Origin of the sequence: Mesorhizobium sp. M7A.F.Ca.US.002.01.1.1 (assembly GCF_004022955.1) — a bacterium.
GTDB lineage: Bacteria > Pseudomonadota > Alphaproteobacteria > Rhizobiales > Rhizobiaceae > Mesorhizobium > Mesorhizobium ciceri.
The window spans coordinates 1-26,204 of record NZ_RZQE01000031.1; the positions used below are offsets into that span (position 1 = coordinate 1).

Genomic DNA, 26,204 nt, shown 5'->3' on the forward strand with positions numbered 1-26,204 from the left:
GATACCAGGGCTCGCGCCCGCCCGAGCGCCGCGTCGGTCCAGCATGGAAATCGCCTGATATGCCGTCGAAACCCAGCCGCAATTCGTCCACCGGGCGCGTCTGAAAATGATCCGCCGGCGCCACGTAAAGCGCTGCCGCCCTGGCGGCAAGCTTTCGCGCGGCGATGATTTCAACCGGCTTTTCAGCCTCGGGGAAGAGATCCGGCATGGCGTTCTTTCCATTCGTCATCCAGCGAGTTAGCCGGGCGCGCTTCGCGGCGTCCAGTCGAAAGTGCTGATCGTCCGATCAACAGCACCGATAGGATCGCGATCACGCTTTTCTTACCTGTCATCGATCTCGCACCACATTGCCGGCGCGCGGTGCCGGTTTCATAGTGACGTCCAGACGGTTTGCGGAGGCTGATCATGCGACCTGTGACGGCAATCACGTTGCTTTGGTTGATCTGGGCAGGAAGCTGGGCCGTCGCCGCTTTGTGGTCCGACCCTGCCCAGAAGCGCGCCGGGTTCAAGGCGGAGGCCCGCTATCGGGGTCTCTGGGTAGCCGGCGCGGTGCTGCTGTTCATTCCGGCGCACGGCTATGAAGGCCGGCTCAGGCTGTGGATGCCTGATCTCCCCGAAGCCTGGATCTGTGTCGCCCTGATCGCCATCGGCATCGCCTTTGCCTGGTGGGCGCGCCTGCATCTTGGCAGGCTGTGGTCGGGCACCATCACCGCCAAGGCCGGGCACCGTGTCGTCAACACCGGCCCGTATGGCCTTGTCCGGCATCCGATCTACACCGGATTGCTGCTGGCGATCCTCGCCACCATGGCAGCCAAGGGCACCATCTGGGGCATAGCCGGAACCGCGCTGCTCATCATCGGCATCGTGACGAAAGCCAGGCTGGAAGAAAATTTCCTGCGCGGCGAACTGGGCAGCGCCTATGACGACTATGCCGCGCGCGTTCCGATGCTGGTGCCGTTCGCACCAGCCTGACGCGGCAGCCTCAAAGCATTCTCAGCAGCGCGCCGCCGATCGAGTACCCCGCGCCGAAGGCGCAGATCAGACCGAAATCGCCCGGCTTCATATCGGCGTGGTTCTCCGACAGCGCGACGATGGCCCCGGCGCCCGCCGTGTTGCCCAGCCGCTCCAGCACCATTGGCGCGCGGTCGTGATCGACCTCGTGGCCGAACGACAGCTTCAGGATCATCGCATTCATCCGCGCATTGGCCTGATGCAGCCAGAAGCGCCTGATCGCCTGTGGCGTCAGCCCGTGCTCGGCGAGGAATTCGACGATGAATTTCTGCCCGGCGACGGTGACTTCCTTGAACACCTTGTTGCCGACCTGCTTGATCAGATTGCCTTCCAGATTGATCATGTAAGGATCATCCTGGGCGGTGCGGGTATGGTAGCCCAGATTGGTGCGGATGTTGTTCGACATCTGCGTCCAGATGCGCGTGTCGAGCACCTCGAAGCGCCCCGGCCGCTTGTCGCCCTTGGCCAGGCCTTCGAGCACCATCGACACCGAAGCGTCGCCGAAAATGAAATGCGTCTGCCGGTCGCGAAAATTGAGATGGCCGGTGATGATCTCGGGCGTCGTCACCAGAATGCGCTTGTGCGCGCCGGACCGCACCAAATTGACGGCGATGTGCAAGGCCGCCGCCGCCGAAGAACAGCCGAGCCCCATGTCGAAGCCTGCGCCCTTCGTGCCCAGCGCCTCCTGCATTTCGATGGCGATCGCCGGATAGGGCCGCTGGTGATGCGAGGCCGAGCAGATCACCAGGTCTATATCCGACGGCTGTAGTCCCGCATGCTCGAGAGCCTTCTTTGCCGAGGCGATGCCGAACTCGGCTTCGAGCGACAGCGCATCGTCGGGCCGAGCCGGAATGCGCGGCGACATGCGGGTCGGGTCGAGAATGCCTTCGCGCTCGATGACATGACGGGTGCGCACGCCCGAAGCGTGGACGATGAAGTCGCTATCCGATTTCGCCAGCGGCGGCTCGTCGGTGCCCAGGCGGCGCGCATTCTCCGCGTCGACCCAGGCATTGAAGCTGGCCACCAGCTCTTCATTGGTGATTGTGGCTTCAGGGATTTCAACGCCGATGCCGCTGATGATGACGCGATGCATGTCCAGTCCGTCCCATCCGCAGGCGTTGCGGGCTTCATGTGGGCGCCGGAACGCTCCGGCGCAACAGTTTTCTCACCGCGGCGGTTTACGCCGGCTTAAACCAAAGGTTTAGGCCGGACTGGTCCTCGTGCAACGTGGATAATCAGGCCCGCTTGGCAACGATGAAGATGCGTGGAAAGCGCAAAAGCACCTTACCGCTAGCCGTTTTCGGATAGGCCTTGGCGATCTTGGCCGTGTAGCTTTCGAGGAACATCGCCCGTTCGTCGGAATCCAGCGGATCGAGGAACGGTTTCAGGCCCGTCGACTTCACCCATTCGACGATCGCCTGCGCGTCGGCAAGCGGGTGGTTGTAGATGGTATGCCAGATATCCAGCCGATCACTGAGCGGCGACAGGAGGTCATAGTAGGACGACACCGGCGGCAACGGCCCGCGTGCCGCGCCCTTGAGCTTTTCGGCAAACGGCAATTCGGCGGCGGTCTCGCGCATCAGGCGGTGGGAGTCCTCGCCCAGATTGTCGGGCATCTGGACGGCAAGCGCGCCGCCTGGCGCGAGGAAACCCATCAGCCGCTGGAAGACTGCGGGATGCTCGGGCAGCCACTGGAACACCGCATTGGCGAAGATCACGTCGACCGGCTCCGCCGGCTGCCATGTGGAGGCATCGGCCAGATCAAAGATGACCTCGGGCAAGCGAGCCCGCGCCTTCTCGATCATGTCGGGCGAAGTGTCGAAGCCGCTCACCCCAGCATCCGGCCAGCGCCCGACGAGCAGTTCGGTCGAGTTGCCAGGCCCGCAGCCGATGTCGACGACCCGGCGCGGAAAGTCGACGGGCACCTGCGCCACAAGATCCCGCGCGGGCCGCGTGCGTTCGTCCTCGAATTTCAGATATTGGGCGGCGGACCAATCAGCCATTTGAGCTCCTCATGCCGGTTGAGATCGCCGCCCGGAAAACCCCTTACCGCGTCAGCCTCTTGTAGGTCATGCGGTGCGGGTTGACGGCATCTGGCCCGAGGCGGCGGATCTTGTCCTGCTCGTAATCCTCGAAATTGCCCTCGAACCATTCGACATGGCTGTCGCCCTCGAAGGCGAGGATATGCGTCGCCAGGCGGTCGAGGAACATGCGATCGTGGGAGATGATGACCGCGCAGCCACCGAAATTTTCCAGCGCGTCTTCGAGCGCGGCCAGCGTTTCGGTGTCGAGATCGTTGGTCGGTTCGTCGAGCAGCAGCACATTGCCGCCGGTCTTCAACATCTTGGCCAAATGCACGCGGTTGCGCTGGCCGCCGGAGAGGTTGCCGACCTTCTGCTGCTGGTCGCCGCCACGGAAGTTGAACGACGCGCAATAGGCGCGCGTGTTGGCCTCGAACTTGCCGAGCTTGACCACTTCTGCGCCGCCGGAAATCTCTTCCCACACCGTCTTCGACGGATCGAGAGCATCGCGGCTCTGGTCGACATAGCCGAGCTTCACCGTTTCGCCGACGCGCACAGAACCCGCATCCGGCTTTTCCTGGCCGGTGATCATGCGAAACAGCGTCGTCTTGCCGGCGCCGTTCGGGCCGATGACGCCGACGATGCCGCCGGGCGGCAGCTTGAATTCCAGGCCGTCGATGAGCAGCGTGTCACCAAAGCCCTTCGACAGGCCTTCCGCCTCGATCACGACATTGCCGAGCCGTTCGCCGTGCGGGATGACGATCTGCGTATCGCTCGGACGCCGCTTGTCGGCTGCATCCAAAAGGTCCTGGAACGCCTGGATACGCGCCTTGGACTTGGTCTGGCGGGCCTTCGGGCTCGACTGGATCCATTCGCGCTCGCGGCCGATGGCGCGCTGGCGGGCATCGTCCTCGCGGCCTTCCTGCTTGAGCCGCTTGGCCTTGGCTTCGAGGTATTTGGTGTAGTTGCCCTCATAGGGAATGCCGCGGCCGCGATCGAGTTCGAGGATCCAGCCGGTGACGTTGTCGAGGAAGTAGCGATCGTGGGTGATGATCATCACGGCGCCCGGATAGGCACGCAGATGCTTTTCCAGCCATGCCGTGGTTTCGGCGTCGAGATGGTTGGTCGGTTCGTCGAGCAGCAGAAGGTCGGGCTGGCGCAGCAGAAGCTGGCAAAGCGCGACGCGGCGGCGCTCGCCGCCCGAAAGCTTGGTGACTTCCGAATCCTTGGGCGGGCAGCCCAGCGCTTCCATCGCCATCTCGACCTGCTGTTCGAGGTCCCACAGGTTCAGCCGATCCATCTCGTCCTGGAGCTTGGCCGACTCGTCGGCCGTCTCGTCGGAATAGTTCATCATCAATTCGTTGTAGCGCTCGATGATGGCGGTCTTGGCGGCGACGCCTTCCATGATGTTTTCGAACACGGTCTTGTCCGGATCGAGCGCCGGCTCCTGCGCCAGGTAGCCGACAGTGGCGCCTTCGGCGAGCCACGCTTCGCCGTTCCACTCCTTGTCGAGCCCAGCCATGATCTTGAGGATCGTCGACTTGCCCGAACCGTTGGGGCCGAGGATGCCGATCTTGGCGTCCGGATAGAAGGAGAGATGGACATTCTCGAGCACCTTCTTGGTGCCATAGGCCTTGTTGAGGCCGGCCATGTGATAGATGAACTGGCGTGCCACGCGCGCTTTCCCTGAAAAACCGACTGGATTTGTCGAATTGAATGGAGGTTGGCCGCTATGTAGGCGATGCGGCGGCGAACGGCAATCGCTTTTGCCAGATCAGGCCAATCACACGGACAAGTGTGGACCGCTGCTCGTGCAGTCTAGGCGCCGTTCAGCCGCCCTTACTGGAACCCGATAGCGTCGACGGTGCCGGTCGGGCAGCCTGCCTTGTTGGTCGGCACCGAAGCCAGCAGCAGGTCCTTGAGCGCGCTGTTCGGGCCGATCGGGCCGGCGAGGCCGAGGGTCAGTTCGCCGATCAGCCGCCTGCCGCTCGACGGATCGATGACGCAGGAAACGCGCACGCGGTCCCCTGCTCCCGCCCCGAAGGCAGTGTCGAAAGCGCCGCGGATCTGGTCGGCCGTCAGCTTGCCGCCGATGTTCTTGGCAAAGAGATCGCGCACCGGCGAACTGTTCACCGCGCGCATCAAATTCAGCGCATCGGAGAAATAGTCCTGCTGGCTCTTGCCGTAGCAGGTGCCGTGCTTGATCCATTCATGCCGTTCGAGATGGGAGGCCGTTCCAGGCATCACCTGATCGAGTTCCGTGCGGGTGTTGGCGTCAAGATTGACCGGCGGCAGGTCTTTCCAGTGGGCCGGATTGTCGTTGGCCTTGTCGCTCGCCGTCGCCTGGCAATAGAAATTGCCATTCGGCTGCGGCCACAGGCCGTGCAAGGTGAAATGCGTGGCGTCGAAATCGCCGGTACTTTGTGCCCTGCATTCGGTCTTGTTCGACTTTGTCTCGCAAAACGCCGGCTGCCAGCTCAGCGCGAAGACGTATTCGGGCTTCCCCGATGCCGCCGGCTTGCCTTGCCCGTCAGGCGCGGCCGGCACGGTCGCCGCGCTGCTGCCGGAAACATGGCCGCAGCTGACCTTCACCCAGCGGCGCTCCGGATCGGCGCCCGGCACCAGGATGAGATAATGCGTCGGCGTATCCTTGTTGCCGGCAAGCAGCTGATAGCTCTGCCCGGCATCGGTCGAGACATTGCCGGGGTTCTTGCCGTTCTTGATCGCTTGCGTCGCCGGACAGGCGGCGTCGGCGACGAAGCTGCCGCTCATCTTCACGTCGGCATGCGCGGCCCCGGCCAGCGACGCCGCCAACATGGCCAATCCGAAAACGACACCGATGCGCATGGAGAATCCCCGGCTGAAGAAGTGGGCGACAGACTGAAGCTGTCTCCATGTCAGAATTGCGATATTTTGCTGACCGAACGCAAGAAACATCGTCGCGAAAAGCGGGTTTGCCGGATTGACGCATAATGTGGGCCGGCGCAAACAAAGCCAACGACGACAAAAGCAAGGGCGGGACCAGGCGGCATGTCATTCAGCCAGCAGCGCGTGGTTGCCTCGCCGACCGGTGCCGAGCTCAATCTTTTCGTCAGGCAGGCCGATGGCCGGGCACGCGCCGTCGTCCAGATCAATCACGGGCTAGCCGAGCACGCAGCGCGCTATGCCCGCTTTGCCGATTTTCTTGGCTCGCGCGGTTTCGACGTCTATGTCCACGATCATCGCGGCCACGGCGCGACCAAGGCGTCCGACGCTCCGCTCGGCAGGTTCGCCGACAGGGACGGTGCCGCCAAGGTGATCGCCGACGTCGACGTCATCCATGATCTCATCGCCCGCGAACGGCCAAACAGACCGGTCATCCTGTTTGGCCATTCGATGGGTGCGTCGGTGGCGCTGAACTACCTGTTGCGCCACTCGCCACGCGTTCACGCGGCAGCAATCTGGAACGGCAATTTCTCCCAAGGCCCGCTTGGGCAGCTTGCGCTCGGCATCCTTGCCTGGGAACGGATGCGGCTCGGCTCCGACGTGCCATCGCGCCTGCTGCCGAAACTCACCTTCCAGGCCTGGGGCAAGGCGGTGCCCAATCACCGCACAGTGTTCGACTGGCTGTCGCGCGACGAAGCGGAAGTGGCGAAATACATTGCCGATCCCTTGTGCGGCTGGGACGCTTCGGTGTCGATGTGGCGCGACGTCGTCGGTATGGCGCTGAACGGCGGCAAGGATGCCGGCTTTGCCGGTATCCGGCGCGACCTGCCCGTCAGCATCGTCGGCGGCGAGAAGGATCCGGCTTCCGACTATGGCAAAGGGATCACCCATCTTGCCGATCGCATGCGCAAGATGGGCTTTTCGAATCTGGTTTCAAAGGTTTACGCCGACACCCGCCACGAAAGCCTGAACGAGGTGAATCGCGACATTATCATGGATGATTTCGCCGCCTGGGCCGACGAAGTCCTCAAAGCGTGACGGATTGGCCCATTGCAAGAGCCGTGACAGCCGTTGCAGGGCTTGATAGAGGCTCTGCTTTCGCAGCAATCGCAGTGATTGCGGCAACCACGGTGATCCATGGCTGAGCCCCCGCTGAAAGGCGTCCGCGTCGTCGAACTCGCCCGCATCCTTGCCGGGCCATGGGCCGGGCAGTTGCTTGCCGATCTCGGCGCCGATGTCATCAAGGTCGAGAGCCCCGATGGCGGCGACGACACCCGCAAATGGGGCCCGCCCTTCGTCATGGGCAAGGACGGCGAGAACCTGTCGGCCGCCTATTACCATTCCTGCAACCGCGGCAAGCGCTCCATCGCCATCGATTTCTCGACCCCGGAAGGCGCCGAGACGGTGCGCCGGCTGGTCGCCACTTCGGACGTGCTGATCGAGAACTTCAAGCTCGGCGGCCTGAAGAAATACGGCCTCGACTATGACAGCCTGCGCAAGATCAACCCGCGCCTCGTCTACTGCTCGATCACCGGTTTCGGCCAGGACGGTCCGTACGCACCGCGCGCCGGCTACGACTTCATCATCCAGGCCATGGCCGGCATGATGTCGATCACCGGCGAGGTCGGCCGCGAGCCGCAAAAGGCGGGCGTCGCCATCTCCGACATCTTCACCGGCCTTTATTCGGTCATCGCCATCCAGGCAGCACTGCGCCATGCCGAGCAGACCGGCGAAGGTCAGCATGTCGACATGGCGCTTTTCGACACCCAGATCTCGGCGCTCGGCAACCAGAATTTGAACTATCTCGTCTCCGGCAAATCGCCGGTGCAGATGGGCAATGCGCATATGAACATCGCCCCCTACGAGGTGGTGCCGGTCCGGGATGGGCACATCATCCTGGCGGTGGGCAATGACGGCCAGTTCGCCAAATTCTGCGCTGCCGTCGGGCTGGACGATCTGCCAGCCAATCCAGATTTCGCCACCAACCCCGCCCGGGTCGCCAACCGGGTCAAGCTGCGCGAGCATGTGATCGAAGCGCTGAAGATCTTCGACCGCGATCCGCTGCTGGCAAAGCTGGAAGCGGCCGGCGTGCCGGCGAGCCCGATCAACACGATCGGCCAGATGTTCGCCGACCCGCAGACGATCGCGCGCGGCATGCGGCTCGACCTGGACGATGGCCATGGCAATCTTCTGCCTTCGGTGCGCGCGCCGATGGTGATGTCGGGCACGCCGCTGGTCTATGAGCGCCCCTCGCCGCGCCTGGGCGAGCACACGCAAGAAATCCTTGCCGAACTGGAGAAGTCTGGACAATGAAGACCGGCGGACAACTCATCGTCGACGCTCTCGAAGCCAACGGCACCGACCGCATCTACTGCGTGCCCGGTGAATCCTATCTGGCGGTGCTCGACGCGCTGCACGATTCAGCGATCCGCACCATCGTCTGCCGCCAGGAAGGCGGTGCCGCCATGATGGCCGATTGCCACGGCCGCCTGACCGGCAAGCCCGGCATCTGCTTCGTCACCCGCGGCCCCGGCGCCACCAATGCCTCGGCCGGCATCCACATCGCCATGCAGGATTCGATACCCGTCATCCTGTTCATCGGCCAGGTCGCCGGCCACGCCAAGGAGCGCGAGGCTTTCCAGGAGGTGGATTACAAGAGGTTCTTCGGCGACATCGCCAAATGGGTAGTCGAGATCGACGACGCCTCGCGCATCCCAGAATTCGTCACCCGCGCCTTCGCCGTGGCGACATCGGGCCGTCCCGGCCCGGTGGTGATCTCGCTGCCCGAAGACATGCTGACCAGTGTCGTCGAGGCGCCCGTCGCCTTGCCGCACACACCGGTGGAAACACGGGCCGGCGAAGCGGAACTCGATGCGCTGGAAAAGCTGCTGGCTAAGTCCAAGCGGCCTTTCGTCATCCTTGGCGGCACGCGCTGGGACGCCGAGGCGGTTGCACAAATGCGCGCGATCGCCGAGGCCTGGTCGCTGCCGGTCGGCTGTTCCTTCCGCCGCCAGATGCTGTTCGATCATCTGCATCCGAACTATGCCGGCGATGTCGGCATAGGCATCAACCCGAAGCTGGCCACAGCGATCAAGCAGGCCGACCTCGTGCTGCTGATCGGCGGCCGCATGGGCGAAATGCCCTCCTCGGACTACACGCTGCTGAAAAGCCCCTACCCCGCCCAGACACTGGTCCATGTCCATGCCGATTCCGGCGAGCTCGGCCGCGTTTACAGGCCGGCATTGGCGATCAACGCCTCGCCGTCCGCCTTCGTCGACGCTTTCGCCAAACGCAAGCCGGCCTCCGCACCCGTCTGGGCAGCCGAGACGCCAAAGCTGCATGCCACCTATCTCGACTGGTCGACACCACCCGAAAGCGGCCCCGGCCCGGTCCAGATGGGCCCGATCATGAACTATCTCGAAAAGATGTTGCCCGACGACGCCATTCTCACCAACGGCGCAGGCAATTACGCCACCTGGGTGCATCGCTTCCATCGCTTCCGCCGCTTCGCCACTCAAGGTGCGCCGACGTCAGGCTCGATGGGCTATGGCACGCCTGCGGCAGTCGCCGCCAAAGAGCTGTTTCCAGAGCGCACCGTGGTCGCTTTCGCCGGCGACGGCTGCTTCCTGATGAACGGGCAGGAATTCGCCACTGCCGTGCAATACGACCTGCCGATCGTCGTCGTCGTCGTCAACAACGGTATCTACGGCACCATCCGCATGCATCAGGAGCGCGAATATCCCGGCCGCGTGGTGGCCACCGACCTCAAGAACCCCGATTTCGCGGCTCTCGCCCGCGCCTATGGCGGCCATGGCGAAACGGTTGAGAAGACGGCGGACTTCGCCCCGGCCTTCGAACGCGCCCGCGCCAGCGGCAAGCCGGCGATCGTCGAGATCCGGCTCGACCCCGAAGCGATCACCCCGACCCGGACGATGACCCAGATCCGCGACAAGGTTTGAGAGCCGACCGGGTCAAGTCGAATTCCTTCACGCCCCCTCTGCCCTGCCGGGCATCTCCCCCTCAAGGGGGGAGATTGGCAGTTTCGTCGTCTCGCCCTTCTTCCAACACTGGCGATTGGCGAAACCCGAAGTACATTCGATCTCCCCCCTTGAGGGGGAGATGTCCGGCAGGACAGAGGGGGGCGCTGTCCCGCCAACCTTCAACGGTCAGCTACTTCGCCTTCTCGATCTGGCCGCGGACCTCCCCATTCGGGTTCGCTTTGGTGTGGACGTTGACGTAATACTTGCCGGCCTCAAGGTCAGCCGCCTGGGCATCAGTGAGCGTCTCCGACCCCTTGATCGGGCTCTTGAGTTTTTTGAACGGGATGACAGGGTCGGCGTTTTCACCCATCGCCGCAGGGCCATGGATATGCGCGGCCGTCGCCGGTCCGCTGAGGCCGGAATATTTGACGTTCCAGTTGAGCTTCTTCTTGGTCGTGTCGAAGGTGAAAGTGGCCGTGCCCTTACCCTTCGTGGTGACGGGCGGGCTCTGCTGGCTGCCGTCTAGTGTCGCCTTGAACTTTTCCATGGCTGCCAGGGCCGGCGATGCGAACAGGAAAGCGGTCGAAATGGCCAGCGCCGACAGCGCCGGTAAGAAGGATTGGGTGCGCATGAAGAACCTCCGATTGACTGTGCACGCGTCGCGGCTCCCCGGCGCGCGCATGCGCCAACGGAACGGCCTGGCGGCACAATGTATCCAACCACACATTTTTGTGATGACGTATAGAGATCCTAGGGGCCGTCCTGTCCGGCTTCAGCGATAGCGGTCAGACCGCCGCCAGCGCCTGCGTCAGGTCGGCGATCAGATCGTCCGGATGCTCGACGCCGATCGACAGCCTGACCGTGGTCTCCAGCACGCCGATGCGCTGGCGCACCTCGAAGGGAATGCCCGAATGGGTCATGGCCGCGGGGTGACTGGCCAGCGATTCCGTTCCGCCGAGGCTCACCGCCAGCTTGAAGATCTGCAATCCGTTGAGGAAGGCGAAAGCCGCCTTCTCCCCGCCCTTGATGTCGAAGGAGAAGGTTGATCCGGCGCCGCTGCATTGCGCCCTGTAGGCGCGGCCGGCCGGCGTATTCTCGCCCAGAAACGGCAGGTAGTGCACCTTGTCGACCTTGGCGTGGTCGCGCAGGAATTCGGCGATCAGGCGAGCATTGTCGTTGGCCCGCTCCATGCGGATCGACAGCGTCTCCAGCGAGCGGCCGAGCATCCAGCAGGAATGCGGGTCGAGCTGCGTGCCGATCGCGCCGCGCAGCGCCTTGATCGGCTTGGTGATAGCCTTGCTGCCCATGGCGGCACCTGCGATCAGGTCGGAATGGCCGCCGACATATTTGGTCAGCGAATAAACCGACACGTCGGCACCATGTTCGATCGGCCGCTGGAACACCGGACCCAGCAATGTGTTGTCGCACACGATGATCGGCGTTGACCCTTGGCTCGCACCGATCTCGTCGGCGATCTTGCGCATCAGCGCGAGGTCGACCAGGCTGTTGGTCGGGTTTGACGGCGTCTCGATCAGGATGACCGACACGCGGCCTTTCACGACGGCCGCGTCGGCGGCCGTGCGCACCGCCGGCTCATCCACGCCATCCGCGAAACCGACAGCACCGATGCCGAAACCGGAGAGCGTGCGCGTCAAAAGCGTCTCCGTGCCGCCGTAGAGTGGCTGCGAATGCAGGATGACGTCGCCTGGACGGGCATAGGCGAGCAGTGTCGTGGCGATCGCCGACATGCCCGATGAAAACAGGATACAGGCATCCGTCCCCTCATAAATCGCCAGCCGGTCCTCGACGATCTCGCTGTTGGGATGATTGAAGCGCGAATAGACCAGGCCGGAGGCGGTGCCGCTCGGCGGCTCCTTCCTGCCGGATGTGTAGTCGAAGAAGTCGCGTCCCTCCTCCGCCGACTTGAACACGAAGGTCGAGGTCAGGAACACCGGCGGCTTGACGGCGCCCTCCGACAGCTGCGGATCGAAGCCATAGCTCAGCATCAGCGTCTCCGGGTGGAGCTTGTGGTTGCCGATATGGGTTTTCGACGGGCGTGGCGCGGTCATGGCTTTTCCTGCCTGTTCGAGTGAAATAGTGAACGGCAATTTATGCGATCTCGTTCCACCAGTCCTTGCTATTTTTGGGCTCACATGGCTGCATCCCCGCAACAAATTGCCTGGAGAGACCGAAAGTGCAGCAGAAGATAGCCGACGATTTCGACCTGAAAATCCTGCGTGAGCTGCGGGCCGACGCCCGCATCACCAACAACGAGCTTGCCGAGCGCATCGGCCTGTCGCCGTCGCCCTGCCTGAGGCGTGTGCGGCGGCTGGAGGAGACCGGGGTCATCAGAGGCTACACCACGCTGGTCGATCCCTCAGCCTTCGGCTGGAGCATGGTCGCCATCGCCACCATCCGGCTCAGCCGCCAGAACGAAGACGAGATCGTGATGTTCGAGGACGCGATCCGCGGCTGGGAAGAGGTGCTGGAATGCCACCTCGTCACCGGTTCGCGCGACTATGTGCTGAAAGTGGTGACGGGAAGCCTCGAACAATACGAGCGCTTCATCAAGGAAAAGATCGCGCGGCTGAAATGCGTCGCCTCGATCGAGACCAGCTTCGTCATGAACACCATAAAGGAACGGCGCCTCTGACATTTCTGCCGGAGGCGCCGCTTTCTGGATAGATATGTTGCCGGCTAGGCTTACTTGACCGCTTTGTCGGTGATGGCGGTGGTGTAGGCGCCGGTCGGCTCCTTGGTGATGATCTTCTGGTCGAGCAGCGCCTTGGCGGTGCGCTCGTAGGTCGCCGGGTCAAGTTTGCCGTCGGCATTGTCGATCAGCTTGGCGACTTCGCTCATCATGCGCTTCTGGTGGTTCTCGTCCTGGCCGCCGCCGTCCATGACGATGCCTGCGGCTTCGTCATTGTTGTCGATGGCATATTTCCAGCCCTTCATCGAGGCGCGCACGAAACGCACCATCTTGTCTTCGAAGGCCGGATCCTTGAGCTTGTCTTCGGACGCATAGAGCCCGTCCTCGAGCAGGTCGTTGCCCATGGCCGAGTAGTTGAACACGGTCAGCTGTTCCGGCTTGTAGCCGGCGTCGATCAGTTGCCAGTATTCGTTGTAGGTCATGACCGAGATGCAGTCCGCCTGCTTCTGGATCAGCGGCTGCACGTCAAAACTCTGCTTGAGCACCGTGACGCCGTCCGGGCCGCCCTCGGTCTTCAGGCCGAGCTTGTTCATCCAGGCGTAGAACGGATACTCGTTGCCGAAGAACCAGACGCCGAGCGTGTGACCTTTGAAGTCGGCTTCGGTCTTGATCGGGCCGTCCTTCGGGCAGACCAGCTCCATGCCGGCCTTCTTGAACGGCTGGGCGATGTTGACCAGCGGCACGCCCTTTTCGCGGGCAGCCAGCGCACCGCCCATCCAGTCGACGATAACGTCGGCACCACCGCCGGCGATCACCTGCTCGGGCGCGATATCGGGACCGCCCGGCTTGATGTCGACGTCGAGACCCTCGGCCTCATAAAAACCCTTGGCCTTGGCGACATAGTAGCCGGCAAACTGGGCCTGCGTGACCCATTTCAGCTGCAACGTCACCTTGTCGGCGGCCATTGCCTGGAAAGCGGCAAGCGACATCGCGCCAGCCAGAACGGGAATAATCAGTCTTTTCATTTTGTTACCCTCTGAAGTTAGTGCCCTAAACCCACCGCCCCTATCCACCACGGACAGAGGGATGCCAAAACGTGACGGCTCTTTCCACAAGAGCGACCACGCCATAAAAGACCGAACCCGCAAGTGCTGCAACTGCGATTTCGGCCCAGACCATGTCGATGTTCATCCGCCCGACCTCGGTCGAGATGCGGAAGCCCATGCCGACGACAGGCGTGCCGAAGAACTCGGCAACGATGGCGCCGATCAGCGCCAGCGTCGAGTTGATCTTCAGCGCGTTGAAGATGAAGGGAGCTGCTGCCGGCAGCCGAAGCTTCAAGAGCGTCGGCCAGTAGCCCGACGCGTAGGTGCGCATCAGGTCGCGCTCCATATGGCCGGAGGCGGCCAGACCGGCGACCGTGTTCACCAGCATCGGGAAGAAGGTCATGATGATGACCACCGCCGCCTTGGACTGCCAGTCGAAGCCGAACCACATCACCATGATCGGCGCGACGCCGATGATCGGCAGCGCCGAGACCATGTTGCCGATCGGCAACAGGCCGCGTCGCAGGAACGGCACACGGTCTGCGAGCACCGCGGTGATGAAGCCGGCGCCGCTGCCCACGACATAGCCGAAGATGACCGCCTTGAAGATGGTCTGGCGGACATCGGCGCCGAGCACCGGCAGCGAACCGGCGATGCGCGCGCCGATGGCACTTGGCGGCGGCAGCAGGATGAAGGGTATGCCGGCCCCACGCGTCACCGCTTCCCAGATGATCAGGATCCAGGCGCCGAAGATGGCCGGGATGATCAGGCGCAGCGCGGTGCGAGCCCATTTGGCGAACGGACGCAATGATGACAGCACCGCCACGCAGCGCCAGCCAAGCAGCCATGCACCGGTGAGCAACAGGAAGAACGGCGTCCGCGCCAGGCCTTCGAAGCCGGTGATGCCGCCAATCAGCAGCCAGGCGGCCAGATGCGCGCCGATGAAAAGCACAACGGCTTCGACAATGGACGGTATTCTGGTCATCGAGATCAAAGCGGCGACAAGCAGCACGCCGAAAATCAGCCAGGTCGTCGCCACATAGGGGTATATCAACGTCCCTGCAGGCTGCGCCAGTGCATCGACTTTCGGCGCGGCGATCGGGCCGAGCGCCACAGCGATCAGGCACAGCACGATCGCCAGCACTGCCTGCCAGGAGGGTTTCAGCCAGTTCATGCCGGCCTCCCGCCCATGGCGCGGTCGACGAGGCGCCCGGCAATGCCGACCACCATGACCAGAAGGGCTGCCACCACTGAGCCAGCAACCAGCGCCGACCAGATGTCGATGGACTGGCTATAATAGGCGCCGGCGAGCAGCTTGGCGCCGATGCCGGCGACAGCGCCTGTCGGCAGTTCGCCGACGATGGCGCCGACCAGGCTTGCCGCCACCGCCACCTTCATCGAGGTGAACAGGAACGGCACCGAAGCAGGCACGCGCAACATCCAGAAGGTCTGCGCGCGACTGGCATTGTAGGTGTGCATCAGGTCGAGATGCATGATCTCGGGCGAGCGCAGCCCCTTCACCATGCCGACAGTCACCGGGAAGAACGACAGATAGGTCGAAATCATCGCCTTCGGGACGAGCCCGCTGATGCCGATCGCCCCCAGCACGACGATGATCATCGGCGCCACAGCCAGGATGGGAATGGTCTGCGAGGCGATGATCCACGGCATCAGGCTGCGGTCGAGCGTCGCCACATGGACAATGCCGACGGCGATGATGATGCCGAGCGCCGTGCCGAAAGCGAAGCCGAGCAGCGTCGACGAAAGCGTCACCCAGGCATTGTAGACCAGGCTGCGGTTGGAGGTGATGGGCCGCAGGAAGGTGTTCTCGAAGAAATTCACCGCCACCTGGTGCGGCGCCGGCAATGTCGGCTTCGGCTGCGACAGCGTCTTGCCGATGAGTTCGCTGAACGTGGATGTTTCACCGGCGCGACGATCGAGATCGCGCTGGAACGGCGTGTTGAGGATGACGGCGAAGACATACCAGAGCGCGACCACGCCAACGAGGATGGAGGTGACGGGAACGAGCTTGTCGCGGAAGGTGTCCATCTAGCGGGCCTCAGCCGACTGGCGCCCTCCTCTCCCCAACGGGGAGAGGGTGGCCGGAGCGAAGCGGAGGTCGGGTGAGGGGGTAGCAATCTTTCCGTCAAGGCAAGCCAAGATCGTATCCAGGACCGCTCGACGTTCGGCCAAAACCTCATGATTCCAGAACCGGAGAACCGAATAACCTTGTCCGTTCAGCCAAGCTGTCCTGGAAGGGTCGGTTGGAGAATCTGCGTGCTGACTACCATCAAGTTCGACAATCAGGCTTACCTCGCGACAAACAAAATCCGCGATGAACGGTCCAAGCGGCACTTGCCTCACAAATTTGTAGCCATTGAGATGACGGTCTCTCAGTTCCCCCCAAAGCCTGTATTCAGCCTCGGTCTCGTCAACCCGCAGCTTTCGGGCGCGAGCGGTTGCCCCGACCTTTCTCTTGGTCGGATCCGTCGGCGCCGCCCCCTCACCCGACCTCCGCTTCGCTCCGGCCACCCTCTCCCCGTTGGGGAGAGGAGGGAGCCCGTCGTTTGCTCCCTCAATCGTCATAGCTGTGCCCCGCGCGCAGCCCGTCCCGCACCCGCGCTGCGATCGCCAGAAACTCCGGCGTCTCGCGGATGTCGAGCGGCCGCTCTCTCGGCAGCGTCGATTCGATGATGTCGCTGACGCGGCCGGGGCGCGGCGACATGACGACGATGCGCGTCGACAGATAGACGGCCTCCGGAATGGAGTGGGTGACGAAGCAGATGGTCTTGTTGGTGCGTCCCCACAATTCCAGCAGCTGCTCGTTGAGATGGTCGCGCACGATCTCGTCCAGCGCGCCGAACGGCTCGTCCATCAGCAGCAGGTCGGCGTCGAAGGCCAGCGCACGGGCAATCGAGGCGCGCTGCTGCATGCCGCCCGAGAGCTGCCAGGGATATTTCTTCTCGAATCCAGAGAGGTTGACGAGGCCGAGCGTGCGCTTGATCCGCTCGCCTTGCTCCGCCCTGGACAGGCCCATGATCTCCAGCGGCAGCCCCACATTGCGCTCGATGGTCCGCCACGGAAACAGCGCCGCCGCCTGGAAGACATAGCCATAGGCGCGTTTCTCACGCGCCTGCTCTGCTGTCATGCCATTGACGGAAATCGCCCCCGAGGTCGGCTTCTCCAGATCGGCGATGACGCGCAGCAGCGTGGTCTTGCCGCAGCCCGAAGGCCCGATGAAGGAGACGAACTCGCCCTTGCCGATGGTCAGATCGACATTGGACAGCGCCTGCACCGGCCCGTCATTGGTCTGGAAGGTCAGCCCGAGTTTGCTTGCCGCGACGACGGCTGGCGAATTCCCCGTCATCGGTTGCCGCCTGCCTGTTTCCGTTCCCGCGGCGGCTGGAATCCGATTGCTTTTATCGCGATGTTGTTTTCCACTTACCCTGTCCCATTTGGCCCTGTCCCTCTGACCTTGTCCCACGCGATCGACGCCCGGAGTTTCCCCGATGTCGCCCAAACCCACTTGTCATCTTATCCGCCCTGAAAGCACTTATGAAGGCAAGCAGGGGCTGACCTATTTCGCCGGCATTGCCGCCGAGACCGTCGGTGCCTCCGGCATCTGCATGCACATGCTCACCATGCCGCCCGGCGCCCGCGCCAAGGCGCATATGCACGAGAGCCACGAGACGGCGATCTATGTGCTCTCCGGCGAAGTTCACACCTGGTATGGCGACCGGCTCGAGCATCATATCGTCGTCAAGGCCGGTGATCTCTTCTACATCCCCGCCGGCGTGCCGCATCTGCCGGCCAACCTGAGCGGCGCCCCGTCCTCTGCCGTCATTGCGCGCACCGATCCCAACGAACAGGAGAGCGTCGTCCTGCTGCCGGAACTGGATGCGCTGGTCGCCGGAAGCTGACTTCGCCGGGCTAGGCGCCCGTCGGCCAATTGCTAGAGGTTTGCGCCCGCCAGCTTCGGCAATCATCGGCACCGAGACACTTCCCCATAGACGGTGCCGTCCGCATCCGCGATCAACAGTTTCTTGGCGTTCTTGGTGCTGTGCTTGATGATGAAGGTGGCGGGCGACTTGCCCTCTTCGCCTTCGGCCTCGCACTCCGCCTTCACCACAAGCGAGCCGTCGGCCTGGACCCTCTTGCCGGTGAAGGTGCAAGCGCTCGTCGCCGTGATGAAGTCGGTGTTGGTTAGAAGCAGCATGTCCTCGGCGTAGACTTCCTGGCCGTTCTTGTTGATGCAGCCGGACTTGTTGCCATAAGGTTTGGCTAGGTCGATGCCGGCCGCCGTCACTTGGCTGGCCACCAGAACCAAAACTGCCGCGAAAAGAAGTCCCCCGCGCCGCACCTCAAACCCCGGTCGCCGGGATGCCGGTGCGTTCCACCTTGCGCGGCGCGGAGATTTCCTTCCACGTCGACAGCGCCCGGTTGACCGCCGCATTCGGCTCGCGGCCGACGAATTCACCATGGCCGGGCTTGGCCTTGACCTCGGCCTCCTGGATCGACAGTTCGCCCCGCGAGAACACGAACCGCGGCAGGCCGGTCACCTCGAAACCCTCGAAGACATTGTAGTCGATCACCGATTGCTGCTTCTTGGACGAAATTGTCTTCTTGCGCTTGGGATCCCAGACAACGATGTCGGCGTCGGCGCCCTCTACGATGGCGCCCTTCTTCGGATACATGTTGAGGATCTTGGCGATGTTGGTCGAGGTCACCGCGACGAACTCGTTCATCGTCAGCCGGCCGGTGTTAACGCCTGTGGTCCACAGCACCGGCATGCGGTCTTCAAGCCCGCCGGTGCCGTTCGGGATCTTGGTGAAATCGCCGACGCCGTTGCGCTTCTGTTTGGTGGTGAAAGCGCAATGATCGGTCGCCACCACCTGCAGCGACCCCGCCTGGAGGCCGGCCCACAGCGAGTCCTGGTGCGATTTGTTGCGGAAGGGCGGGCTCATCACGCGGCGTGCCGCATGGTCCCAGTCCTTGTCGAAATACTCGCTCTCGTCCAGCGTCAAATGCTGGATCAGCGGCTCGCCGAACACCCGCATGCCCTTCTGGCGCGCCCGGCGGATCGCTTCATGGCTCTGCTCGCAGGAGACATGCACGACATAGAGCGGCACGCCGGCCATGTCGGCGATCATGATGGCGCGGTTGGTCGCCTCGCCTTCCACTTCGGGCGGCCGTGAATAGGCGTGGCCCTCGGGGCCGTTGTTGCCGGCAGCCAGCAGCTTCTGCGACAGTGCCGCCACCACGTCGCCATTCTCGGCATGAACGAGCGGCAGCGCGCCGAGATCGGCGCAGCGCTGGACCGACGCATACATCTCGTCGTCGTCGACCATCAGCGCGCCCTTGTAGGCCATGAAATGCTTGAACGAGGTGATGCCCTTGTCGACGACCGTGGCCATCTCGTCGAACACCTGCTTGCCCCACCAGGTGATCGCCATGTGGAAGGAGTAGTCGCACGACGCCTTCGAGGTCTTGTTGTCCCACATCTGCAAGGCTTCGAGCAGCGACTGCTGCGGCGCCGGCAGGCAGAAATCGACCACCATGGTCGTGCCGCCGGAGAGCGCCGCGCGCGTGCCGGACTCGAAGTCATCGGCCGAATAGGTGCCCATGAACGGCATTTCGAGATGGGTGTGCGGGTCGATGCCGCCCGGCATGACGTAGCAGCCGGTGGCGTCGAACTCATGGTCGCCATGCAGGCCCGAACCGATGGCGACGATCTTGCCGTGCTGCATCAGCACATCGGCTTTCCAGGTGCGGTCGGCGGTGACGATGGTGCCGTTTCGGATGACTTTGGTCATTGACTGTTCCCTTGTTCTCTTCGCGCTTCTTTACGAGCGTCGTTTGGAAGGTGGATTCTAAGCTCACTCCACGATGACAGCCGTCTCCACCACCGCGTGGAACAAGACATCGGCACCCGCCGAAGCCCATTCCTTGGTGATCTCCTCGGCCTCGTTGTGGCTGAGGCCATCGACGCAAGGGCACATCACCATGGCGGTGGGCGCGACGCGGTTGATCCAGCAGGCGTCGTGGCCGGCACCGGAAACGATGTTGCGATGGGAATAGCCAAGGCGGTCGGCGGCATCGCGGATCGCCTTGACGCAGCCGGCATCGAAAGTCACCGGATCGAAAGCGCCGACCTGTTCGATCTCGTAGCGGATGTCGAGTGCATCGCAGATCGTGTCGATGCCTTCGCGGATACGGCCATCCATCGCGTCCAGCACTTCCTTTTCCGGCGAGCGGATATCGACGGTGAAGACGGTGCGCCCGGCGATGATGTTGCGCGAATTGGGATAGACCTCCATGTGGCCGACCGCGCCGACGGCATCGGGCTGGTAGTCCATGGCGATCTCGTGCACCAGTTCGATCACCCGCGCCATGCCGAGCCCGGCATTGCGGCGCTTGGGCATCGGCGTCGAGCCGGTATGGGCTTCCTTGCCGGTCAGCGTCACCTGCAGCCATTTCAGGCCCTGGCCATGGGTGACGACACCGATGTCGATATCTTCATCCTCGAGGATCGGTCCCTGTTCGATATGCAGTTCGAAGAAGGCATGGATCTTGCGGTCGCCGACCTTCTCGGGGCCTTTCCAGCCGATACGCTCCAGTTCCTCGCCGAATTTCTTGCCCTGCTTGTCGACATGCCCGTACACATCGGCCTGGTCGAGCACGCCGGCGAACACGCCGGACGCCATCATAGCCGGCGCGAAGCGCGAGCCCTCCTCGTTCGTCCAGTTGGTGACGACGATCGGATGTTTGGTCTTGATGCCGAGATCGTTGAGCGAGCGCACCACTTCAAGCCCGCCCAGTACGCCGAGCACGCCGTCATACTTGCCGCCGGTCGGCTGCGTATCGAGATGGCTGCCGACATAGACCGGCGGCAGGCTGGGATCGGTGCCTTCGCGGCGGGCAAACATCGTGCCCATTTCATCGACGCCCATTTCGAGCCCGGCCGCATCGCACCAGCGCTTGAACAGATGCCGCCCTTCGCCGTCTTCGTCGGTCACGGTCTGGCGATTGTTGCCGCCGGCAATGCCGGGGCCAATCTTCGCCATCTCCATGATGGAATCCCACAAACGATCTGAATTGATTCGCAGATTCTCGCCGGGTGCGGCCATCTCGAGTTCCCATCTACACCGGGGGTCTTGTCGCCCCTTGAGTGATTTACAGCTTGACCGTATGGTCAGCTTTTAAACTACACAACCTGACCAAGCGGTCAACTAGAATCTTGGGGTAGACATGGCAGAACCCACCCGCCCCATGCGGCGACAGGAGATCCGCCGAGAGAATGAAAAAACCATTCTCGTCGCTGCAGAGAAGGTGTTTGCGGAGGCAGGGTTTGGCGGCGCCACGATGCAGTTGATTGCGGATCTGGCCGGACTGCCAAAGGCAAATCTCCACTACTATTTCGCCACCAAGGAAGAGCTTTACCGGTCGGTCGTTCAAAACATCTTTGAAATCTGGCTACAGGCGGCCAATTGCTTCGACGCGGCGCGCGGGCCCATAGACGGCATCAGTGCCTATATCGACGCCAAGATGGAAATATCACGCCGCCATCCGGACGGCTCGAAGGTCTGGGCCTCCGAAGTGATGCACGGGGCGCCGGTGCTTCAGGACTATATGGAATCGACGCTGCGCGAATGGACCGACGGCCGCGTCGAGATCATCAGGCGCTGGATCGAGGAAGCCAAGATGGACCCGGTGGATCCGCGCCATCTGCTCTATATGCTTTGGGCCACGACCCAGCACTACGCCGATTTCGGCCATCAGATCGAGACACTCAATGGCGGAAAACCTCTGTCCGACCGGCAATGGCGGGAAGCCAAGGAAAATATCAAGCGGGTGATCCTGACCGGGATCGGTGCGTTGCCCGCCTGACTGTAATGGTTCGTTGCAAGCCAAAGGTCAGGTCGGCGCGCTGCCGCGCCGACCTCAACCGACCGCGTCAGTCCGTCAATCGATTGACCTCAGCACATCGCGAACATGGTCGATCAATTCGTTGATCTGGCCCTTGGTGATGATCAGCGGCGGCGAGAGCGCGATGATGTCGCCGGTGGTGCGGATCAGCGCGCCGCGCTCGAACGCCTTGACGAAGGCCGAGAAGGCCCGTTTGGTCGGCTGGCCGGCGATCGGCGCCAGCTCGATCGCACCGATCAGGCCGATGTTCCTGATATCGATGACGTTCGGCTCGCCTTTCAGCGAATGCAGCGCGTCTTCCCAGTACGGCGCCAGCTCCTCGCCACGGGTCAGCAGGCCCTCTTCCTTGTAGGTGTCAAGCGTGCCGAGTGCGGCCGCGCAGGCGATCGGGTTGCCCGAATAGGTGTAGCCGTGGAAGAACTCGATCATGTGCTCGGGGCCGGTCATGAAGGCGTCGTGGATCTCCTTCTTCACAAACACCGCGCCCATCGGGATGACGCCGTTGGAGACGCCCTTGGCGGTGGTCATGATGTCGGGCGTGACACCGAAATAGTCGGCGGCGAACGGTGTGCCGAGACGGCCGAAACCGGTGATGACCTCATCGAAGATCAACAGGATGCCGTGCTTGGTGCAGATCTCGCGCAGCTTCTCCAGATAACCCTTCGGCGGCAGGATGACGCCGGTGGAGCCGGCGACCGGCTCGACGATGACGGCGGCGATGGTCGAAGCGTCGTGCAGGGCGACGATACGCTCCAGCTCGTTGGCGAGTTCCGCGCCATACTCCGGCACACCCTTGGTGAAGGCGTTCTTTTCCGGCAGATGCGTGTGCGGCATATGGTCGACGCCGCCGAGCAGCGTGCCGAACATCTTGCGGTTGGTGACGATGCCGCCGACCGAAATGCCGCCGAAATTGACGCCGTGATAGCCGCGCTCGCGGCCGATCAACCGGGTGCGCGAGCCCTCGCCCTTCACACGGTGATAGGCGATCGCCATTTTGAGCGCGGTCTCGACCGATTCCGAGCCGGAATTGGTGAAGAAGACATGGTCCATGCCCTTGGGCGCCAGGTCGACCAGGCGGTTGGCCAGTTCGAACACGATCGGATGGCCCATCTGGAAGGCCGGCGCATAATCGAGTTCGGCAGCCTGGTGCTGGATCGCCTCGGTGATCTTCGGACGGCAGTGGCCGGCATTGACGCACCACAGGCCGGCGGTGCCGTCGAGCACCTTGCGGCCGTCACTGGTTGTGTAATGCATGTCCTTGGCGGACACCATCATGCGCGGCGCCTGCTTGAACTGCCGGTTTGCCGTGAACGGCATCCAGAATGCACTGAGATCGTTCGGCGTGACTTTCAGCCGGTTGGACATGACCAGGACTTCCCCTTGTAAACTGTTTCGCTGCGCCCAACGCTTGGTCTTTGCCGCGTTTTCATGCTACGCAAATTTTTGACCGATTGGACAAACGTTAGCACCGCCCTTTAGGCGGTCAAGGATTACTAGCGGAAATGCGGCACCTGAAGTGCGTTCCACAGGCTAGGGAAAAACTGGTCCAGAGAATTGGTCCAGATGAGCCTCAACACGAGGGCTTGCAACGGTGACCATCGGCACGGATGCCCCTCGCCGCACCCGCATCCAGCAGGAAAAGCGCGAACTCATCCTGGAGGCGGCGCTTGAGGTCTTCTCCACCAACGGCTTTCGCGGCTCGACCATCGACCAGATCGCCGAAGCCGCCGGCATGTCGAAACCGAACCTGCTCTATTATTTCCGGCGCAAGGAAGACATCCACGAAACGCTGATGCAGCGCCTGCTCGACACCTGGCTGGCGCCACTGCGCGAACTCGACGACATTGGCGATCCCCTAACCGAACTGCGCAGCTACATCAGGCGCAAGCTGGAGATGGCGCGCGATTTTCCGCGCGAGAGCCGGCTGTTCGCCAACGAGATCCTGCAAGGCGCGCCGCGCATCATGCCGCTGCTGGCGGGCGAACTGAAAACGCTGGTCGACGAGAAGGCCGCCGTCATCAAGGGCTGGATGCGCGCCGGCAAGATCGCCAAGACCGACCCTTGGCACCTGATCTTCTCGATCTGGGCGACGACGCAGCATTATGCCGATTTCGACGTCCAGGTCCGCGCCGTGCTCGGACCGAACCGCGGCGGCGACGGCCGCTTCGAGGATGCGGCAAGATTTCTCGAGCAGTTGTTCCTCGATGGGCTGAAGCCGAAGGGCTAAATGGTTTCGTCATTCTAGGGCGAAGCAAGGAGCGACGCGGCGCGGCGCAGACCCTAGAATCCATGCCGCGACTTCAACGCGCCGCAAAAGGTCCAAATTCTGTTCCGTAGTACTCTTCGGCAAACGTCCCGGCATGGATCCTCGGGTTTCCGCGTCCGCTTCGCCCGTGGATGACGAAGCCGAGGGGGACGCCAGCCAACCTCAGGCGCTGCGCCGCTCGGCCGGCAGCGCGTCCAGCAATGCCTGCAGCTTGGCGATCGAATTCTGCTCGGCTAACGGCGTGTAGACGATCAGCTTCATGTCCGAGCCGTCGCCGATCGACAGGCTCATATGCTCGAAGGTCATGGCGCCCGCGCTCGGGTGCCGGACATGTTTCACCCCCGACAACCGATGCGCGACGTCGCGCTGCGGCCACCAGGCACGAAATTCGGGGCTCGAACGCGTCATCAACTCGATCAGCCGCTCGAAATCCGGATCGCCGACATAGCGGGCGCTCGCGGCCCGGAACGAGGCCAGCACGGTGTGCGCCAGTTGCTCCCAGTCGACCAGCAGGTGCCGGTGATGCGGGCTCGTGAACACCATGTGGACGATGTTGCGGGCGTCACCCTCCAGCAGGCCATAATCGCCGAACACCGCCACCGCCGCCGGGTTCCAGGCCAGCACGTCCCAGCGCCGCCCGACGACATAGGCCGGCTGCAGCACCAGGCTCTGCAGCATGTGCAGCAACGGGCCATCGACCTTTTCCGGCGCTACGGCACGGCGCTCCGGCTGCTGGCGGTCGGCGAGGATGAACAGATGCTGTTTTTCGGCGGCGTCGAGGCGCAGTGCTTCGGCGAGCGCCGTCAGCACCTCGACCGAGGGCCTGACCTCCCGCCCCTGCTCCAGCCATGTGTACCAGGTCGTGCCGACACCGGCGATCATCGCCACCTCCTCGCGGCGCAAGCCCGGCGTACGTCGCCTGAGACCGATGGCGATGCCTGCGGCCGAGGGCGTCAGCCTTTCGCGGCGCGAGCGCAGGAAGGCGCCGAGTTCGCGCCGGCGGCTGTTTTCAGCCGAACGTGTGGGGGCCGCGTGAGGTTGGGACTCCATGCGCGTATTATAGCAGTATTGATACCAGGATAAAGTTTGAACTGTTTGGCCAGCGCCAACTGCCCCATCTTCCGTTCAGAGCAACAGAACGGAGGCTCTGAACATGGAACTCAAAGACAAGACGATCCTCATCACCGGCTCGACAGACGGCGTCGGCCGCGTTGTCGCGCAACGGCTCGGCGCCGCGGGCGCCCGTGTGCTGGTGCACGGCCGCGATGCAACGCGCGGCAAGGCTGTTGTCACCGAGATCGAAGCCGCCGGCGGCAAGGCCGAGCTTCTGGTCGCCGACCTCTCTTCGCTGGCCGAGGTGCGCCACCTCGCCGAGGCGGTGCGCGCCCGGACGAACCGGCTGGACATCCTCATCAACAATGCCGGCATCGGCACAGCGGGCCAAGGTGCCAAAAGGCAGGTGAGTGCCGACGGCTATGAACTGCGCTTCGCGGTCAACTATCTCGCCGGTTTCCTGCTGACATCGGAGCTCCTGCCATTGCTGAAGGCCAGTGCGCCGGCGCGCATCGTCAATGTCGCCTCTGCGGGGCAGCAGGCGATCGACTTCAGCGATGTCATGCTGACCCGCTCCTATGACGGGGTGCGCGCTTATTGCCAGAGCAAGCTGGCGCAGATCCTGTTCACCGTCGATTTGGCCGAACAGTTGAAAGGCACCGGCGTCACCGTCAACGCATTGCATCCGGCGAGCTACATGAACACAACCATGGTCCGGCAGGCCAGGGTGACGCCGTGGAGTTCGGTCGAGACCGGTGCCGACGCCATCCTCAATCTCGCCACCTCACCCACGCTCAACGGGAAAAGCGGCCTCTATTTCGACGGCCTGCGGGAATCCCGCGCCGATGCTCAGGCCTACGACGCCAAGGCAAGGCAACAGCTGAGAAGCTTGAGCCTCGACCTCATCGGCCCGGCCTCCCCCACATCGAAGGAACAGCATTGATGACCAAGGCAATCCAACACACCGTCATCATCGGTGGCTCGTCCGGCATCGGGCTGGCGACGGCGCGCAAACTGCTTGGCCCGGACATGAAGGTAACCATCACCGGCCGCAACGAGGACAAGCTGAAGAGCGCTTGGAAGAGCCTTGGCGGTGCTGCCGAGAAGGCCGCTTTCGACGCGTCGAAGCCGGATGAGGTCCGTCAATTCTTCGAGCGCCTCGGCCCCTTTGATCACTTGGTGCTGGCGGCCAGCGGCGGCAAGGGCCTCGGCCCGTTCCCGGCGCTTGACCTGAGTGACATCGGCAGTGGCGTGGAGGAAAAGGTCCGCCCGCAGCTGTCCTGCCTGCAGGCCGCCTTGCCGACACTCAACAAGGCCGGATTGGTC

Annotated in this window: 25 protein-coding genes and 2 pseudogenes; 10 read left to right on the forward strand and 17 right to left on the reverse strand. The window is 63.1% G+C overall.

Translation table 11 applies throughout. The features are described from left to right. Positions 1-208: pseudogene (locus EN932_RS05920) on the reverse strand (molybdenum cofactor sulfurase); the annotation flags it as partial. Between the two features lie 197 nt (positions 209-405). Here EN932_RS05920 and EN932_RS05925 point away from each other — a divergent pair. Further along, the gene (locus EN932_RS05925; RefSeq protein ID WP_127369584.1) at positions 406-972 is read left to right on the forward strand and encodes an isoprenylcysteine carboxylmethyltransferase family protein; all 567 of its coding nucleotides are present in this window, start codon (positions 406-408) and stop codon (positions 970-972) included. Positions 973-982: 10 nt separating this feature from the next. On the opposite strand, the gene EN932_RS05930 is transcribed toward EN932_RS05925, so the two are convergent. From EN932_RS05930 to EN932_RS05945, 4 genes are all read right to left on the reverse strand, one after another. Then, on the reverse strand, positions 983-2,104 hold the full coding sequence (locus EN932_RS05930; RefSeq protein WP_127385618.1) for a beta-ketoacyl-ACP synthase III: 1,122 nt from the start codon (positions 2,102-2,104) through the stop codon (positions 983-985). A 142-nt stretch (positions 2,105-2,246) separates the two neighbouring features. Further along, positions 2,247-3,014: a trans-aconitate 2-methyltransferase gene (gene tam / locus EN932_RS05935; RefSeq protein ID WP_128368762.1), complete on the reverse strand. Its 768-nt coding sequence runs from the start codon at positions 3,012-3,014 to the stop codon at positions 2,247-2,249. A gap of 43 nt (positions 3,015-3,057) precedes the next feature. Further along, positions 3,058-4,707, reverse strand: a complete 1,650-nt coding sequence (gene ettA, locus EN932_RS05940) for an energy-dependent translational throttle protein EttA (protein ID WP_013530923.1) — start codon at positions 4,705-4,707, stop codon at positions 3,058-3,060. Positions 4,708-4,871: 164 nt separating this feature from the next. Continuing rightward, positions 4,872-5,879: a ribonuclease gene (locus EN932_RS05945; RefSeq protein ID WP_127385620.1), complete on the reverse strand. Its 1,008-nt coding sequence runs from the start codon at positions 5,877-5,879 to the stop codon at positions 4,872-4,874. Between the two features lie 183 nt (positions 5,880-6,062). On the opposite strand from EN932_RS05945, the gene EN932_RS05950 reads away from it, so the two are divergent. From EN932_RS05950 to EN932_RS05960, 3 genes are all read left to right on the forward strand, one after another. After that, complete coding sequence (locus EN932_RS05950; protein WP_024501494.1) at positions 6,063-6,995, forward strand: alpha/beta hydrolase; 933 nt, start codon at positions 6,063-6,065, stop codon at positions 6,993-6,995. Between the two features lie 99 nt (positions 6,996-7,094). Next, positions 7,095-8,270 (forward strand): CaiB/BaiF CoA-transferase family protein, encoded by a 1,176-nt coding sequence (locus tag EN932_RS05955; RefSeq protein WP_013530920.1) that lies wholly within the window; start codon positions 7,095-7,097, stop codon positions 8,268-8,270. Next, entirely contained in the window at positions 8,267-9,916 is a 1,650-nt protein-coding gene (locus tag EN932_RS05960) for a thiamine pyrophosphate-binding protein (RefSeq protein ID WP_127388415.1), read from the forward strand. Before EN932_RS05955 ends, EN932_RS05960 begins: the two co-directional genes overlap by 4 nt. Positions 9,917-10,127: 211 nt before the next feature. Here EN932_RS05960 and EN932_RS05970 read toward each other — a convergent pair whose 3' ends face one another. Beyond that, positions 10,128-10,568: a CHRD domain-containing protein gene (locus tag EN932_RS05970; protein WP_013530918.1), complete on the reverse strand. Its 441-nt coding sequence runs from the start codon at positions 10,566-10,568 to the stop codon at positions 10,128-10,130. Between the two features lie 154 nt (positions 10,569-10,722). Continuing rightward, the gene (locus EN932_RS05975) at positions 10,723-12,006 is read right to left on the reverse strand and encodes a cystathionine gamma-synthase family protein (RefSeq protein ID WP_064993845.1); all 1,284 of its coding nucleotides are present in this window, start codon (positions 12,004-12,006) and stop codon (positions 10,723-10,725) included. A gap of 125 nt (positions 12,007-12,131) precedes the next feature. Here EN932_RS05975 and EN932_RS05980 point away from each other — a divergent pair, with 125 nt between their 5' ends. Then, positions 12,132-12,590: an Lrp/AsnC family transcriptional regulator gene (locus tag EN932_RS05980; RefSeq protein ID WP_024501498.1), complete on the forward strand. Its 459-nt coding sequence runs from the start codon at positions 12,132-12,134 to the stop codon at positions 12,588-12,590. 50 nt (positions 12,591-12,640) lie between these two features. Here the strand turns inward: EN932_RS05980 and EN932_RS05985 are convergent, their stop codons facing one another. From EN932_RS05985 to EN932_RS06005, 5 genes and pseudogenes are all read right to left on the reverse strand, one after another. After that, on the reverse strand, positions 12,641-13,612 hold the full coding sequence (locus EN932_RS05985) for an ABC transporter substrate-binding protein (RefSeq protein WP_013530916.1): 972 nt from the start codon (positions 13,610-13,612) through the stop codon (positions 12,641-12,643). Positions 13,613-13,652: 40 nt separating this feature from the next. Further along, on the reverse strand, positions 13,653-14,807 hold the full coding sequence (locus tag EN932_RS05990) for an ABC transporter permease (RefSeq protein WP_027160664.1): 1,155 nt from the start codon (positions 14,805-14,807) through the stop codon (positions 13,653-13,655). After that, positions 14,804-15,682: an ABC transporter permease gene (locus tag EN932_RS05995; RefSeq protein ID WP_127368638.1), complete on the reverse strand. Its 879-nt coding sequence runs from the start codon at positions 15,680-15,682 to the stop codon at positions 14,804-14,806. Before EN932_RS05995 ends, EN932_RS05990 begins: the two co-directional genes overlap by 4 nt. Further along, a pseudogene (locus tag EN932_RS06000) lies at positions 15,683-16,093 on the reverse strand (endonuclease domain-containing protein); the annotation flags it as partial. A 115-nt stretch (positions 16,094-16,208) separates the two neighbouring features. Further along, entirely contained in the window at positions 16,209-17,000 is a 792-nt protein-coding gene (locus EN932_RS06005; RefSeq protein ID WP_013530913.1) for an ABC transporter ATP-binding protein, read from the reverse strand. Between the two features lie 142 nt (positions 17,001-17,142). Between EN932_RS06005 and EN932_RS06010 the strand changes: the two genes are divergently transcribed. Beyond that, positions 17,143-17,553 (forward strand): cupin domain-containing protein, encoded by a 411-nt coding sequence (locus tag EN932_RS06010; RefSeq protein WP_013530912.1) that lies wholly within the window; start codon positions 17,143-17,145, stop codon positions 17,551-17,553. 62 nt (positions 17,554-17,615) lie between these two features. Here the strand turns inward: EN932_RS06010 and EN932_RS06015 are convergent, their stop codons facing one another. The 3 genes from EN932_RS06015 to EN932_RS06025 all read right to left on the reverse strand — a co-directional run bounded on the left by EN932_RS06015 (position 17,616) and on the right by EN932_RS06025 (position 20,760). After that, a complete protein-coding gene (locus EN932_RS06015) occupies positions 17,616-17,951 on the reverse strand; it encodes a hypothetical protein (RefSeq protein ID WP_245460933.1) in 336 nt (111 codons plus the stop codon). A gap of 43 nt (positions 17,952-17,994) precedes the next feature. After that, on the reverse strand, positions 17,995-19,446 hold the full coding sequence (hydA, locus tag EN932_RS06020; RefSeq protein ID WP_128368763.1) for a dihydropyrimidinase: 1,452 nt from the start codon (positions 19,444-19,446) through the stop codon (positions 17,995-17,997). Between the two features lie 63 nt (positions 19,447-19,509). Continuing rightward, on the reverse strand, positions 19,510-20,760 hold the full coding sequence (locus EN932_RS06025) for a Zn-dependent hydrolase (protein WP_013530909.1): 1,251 nt from the start codon (positions 20,758-20,760) through the stop codon (positions 19,510-19,512). A 121-nt stretch (positions 20,761-20,881) separates the two neighbouring features. On the opposite strand from EN932_RS06025, the gene EN932_RS06030 reads away from it, so the two are divergent. Further along, complete coding sequence (locus tag EN932_RS06030) at positions 20,882-21,520, forward strand: TetR/AcrR family transcriptional regulator (protein WP_013530908.1); 639 nt, start codon at positions 20,882-20,884, stop codon at positions 21,518-21,520. Between the two features lie 75 nt (positions 21,521-21,595). Here EN932_RS06030 and EN932_RS06035 read toward each other — a convergent pair whose 3' ends face one another. Further along, on the reverse strand, positions 21,596-22,924 hold the full coding sequence (locus tag EN932_RS06035; RefSeq protein ID WP_013530907.1) for an aspartate aminotransferase family protein: 1,329 nt from the start codon (positions 22,922-22,924) through the stop codon (positions 21,596-21,598). 226 nt (positions 22,925-23,150) lie between these two features. On the opposite strand from EN932_RS06035, the gene EN932_RS06040 reads away from it, so the two are divergent. Continuing rightward, a complete protein-coding gene (locus tag EN932_RS06040) occupies positions 23,151-23,786 on the forward strand; it encodes a TetR family transcriptional regulator C-terminal domain-containing protein (RefSeq protein ID WP_013530906.1) in 636 nt (211 codons plus the stop codon). A 201-nt stretch (positions 23,787-23,987) separates the two neighbouring features. On the opposite strand, the gene EN932_RS06045 is transcribed toward EN932_RS06040, so the two are convergent. Continuing rightward, positions 23,988-24,875: a helix-turn-helix transcriptional regulator gene (locus EN932_RS06045; RefSeq protein ID WP_127368640.1), complete on the reverse strand. Its 888-nt coding sequence runs from the start codon at positions 24,873-24,875 to the stop codon at positions 23,988-23,990. Positions 24,876-24,978: 103 nt separating this feature from the next. Between EN932_RS06045 and EN932_RS06050 the strand changes: the two genes are divergently transcribed. Together EN932_RS06050 and EN932_RS06055 are read left to right on the forward strand one after the other, a co-directional pair. Then, positions 24,979-25,821 carry an SDR family oxidoreductase gene (locus tag EN932_RS06050; RefSeq protein WP_127384955.1) on the forward strand — a complete coding sequence of 281 codons (843 nt, stop codon included), beginning with the start codon at positions 24,979-24,981 and terminating at the stop codon, positions 25,819-25,821. After that, the coding region (locus tag EN932_RS06055) for an SDR family NAD(P)-dependent oxidoreductase (protein WP_128368764.1) at positions 25,821-26,204 on the forward strand (384 nt) is incomplete at its 3' end. The genes EN932_RS06050 and EN932_RS06055, both read left to right, overlap by 1 nt.

Coding starts and splice junctions, on each gene's coding strand:
- EN932_RS05925 (WP_127369584.1), top strand. CDS start 406: ATGCGACCTGTGACGGCAATCACGTTGCTTTGGTTGATCTGGGCAGGA.
- EN932_RS05930 (WP_127385618.1), bottom strand. CDS start 2,104: ATGCATCGCGTCATCATCAGCGGCATCGGCGTTGAAATCCCTGAAGCC.
- tam (WP_128368762.1), bottom strand. CDS start 3,014: ATGGCTGATTGGTCCGCCGCCCAATATCTGAAATTCGAGGACGAACGC.
- EN932_RS05945 (WP_127385620.1), bottom strand. CDS start 5,879: ATGCGCATCGGTGTCGTTTTCGGATTGGCCATGTTGGCGGCGTCGCTG.
- EN932_RS05950 (WP_024501494.1), top strand. CDS start 6,063: ATGTCATTCAGCCAGCAGCGCGTGGTTGCCTCGCCGACCGGTGCCGAG.
- EN932_RS05955 (WP_013530920.1), top strand. CDS start 7,095: ATGGCTGAGCCCCCGCTGAAAGGCGTCCGCGTCGTCGAACTCGCCCGC.
- EN932_RS05960 (WP_127388415.1), top strand. CDS start 8,267: ATGAAGACCGGCGGACAACTCATCGTCGACGCTCTCGAAGCCAACGGC.
- EN932_RS05970 (WP_013530918.1), bottom strand. CDS start 10,568: ATGCGCACCCAATCCTTCTTACCGGCGCTGTCGGCGCTGGCCATTTCG.
- EN932_RS05975 (WP_064993845.1), bottom strand. CDS start 12,006: ATGACCGCGCCACGCCCGTCGAAAACCCATATCGGCAACCACAAGCTC.
- EN932_RS05985 (WP_013530916.1), bottom strand. CDS start 13,612: ATGAAAAGACTGATTATTCCCGTTCTGGCTGGCGCGATGTCGCTTGCC.
- EN932_RS05990 (WP_027160664.1), bottom strand. CDS start 14,807: ATGAACTGGCTGAAACCCTCCTGGCAGGCAGTGCTGGCGATCGTGCTG.
- EN932_RS05995 (WP_127368638.1), bottom strand. CDS start 15,682: ATGGACACCTTCCGCGACAAGCTCGTTCCCGTCACCTCCATCCTCGTT.
- EN932_RS06005 (WP_013530913.1), bottom strand. CDS start 17,000: ATGACGGGGAATTCGCCAGCCGTCGTCGCGGCAAGCAAACTCGGGCTG.
- EN932_RS06010 (WP_013530912.1), top strand. CDS start 17,143: ATGTCGCCCAAACCCACTTGTCATCTTATCCGCCCTGAAAGCACTTAT.
- hydA (WP_128368763.1), bottom strand. CDS start 19,446: ATGACCAAAGTCATCCGAAACGGCACCATCGTCACCGCCGACCGCACC.
- EN932_RS06025 (WP_013530909.1), bottom strand. CDS start 20,760: ATGGCCGCACCCGGCGAGAATCTGCGAATCAATTCAGATCGTTTGTGG.
- EN932_RS06030 (WP_013530908.1), top strand. CDS start 20,882: ATGGCAGAACCCACCCGCCCCATGCGGCGACAGGAGATCCGCCGAGAG.
- EN932_RS06035 (WP_013530907.1), bottom strand. CDS start 22,924: ATGTCCAACCGGCTGAAAGTCACGCCGAACGATCTCAGTGCATTCTGG.
- EN932_RS06045 (WP_127368640.1), bottom strand. CDS start 24,875: ATGGAGTCCCAACCTCACGCGGCCCCCACACGTTCGGCTGAAAACAGC.
- EN932_RS06050 (WP_127384955.1), top strand. CDS start 24,979: ATGGAACTCAAAGACAAGACGATCCTCATCACCGGCTCGACAGACGGC.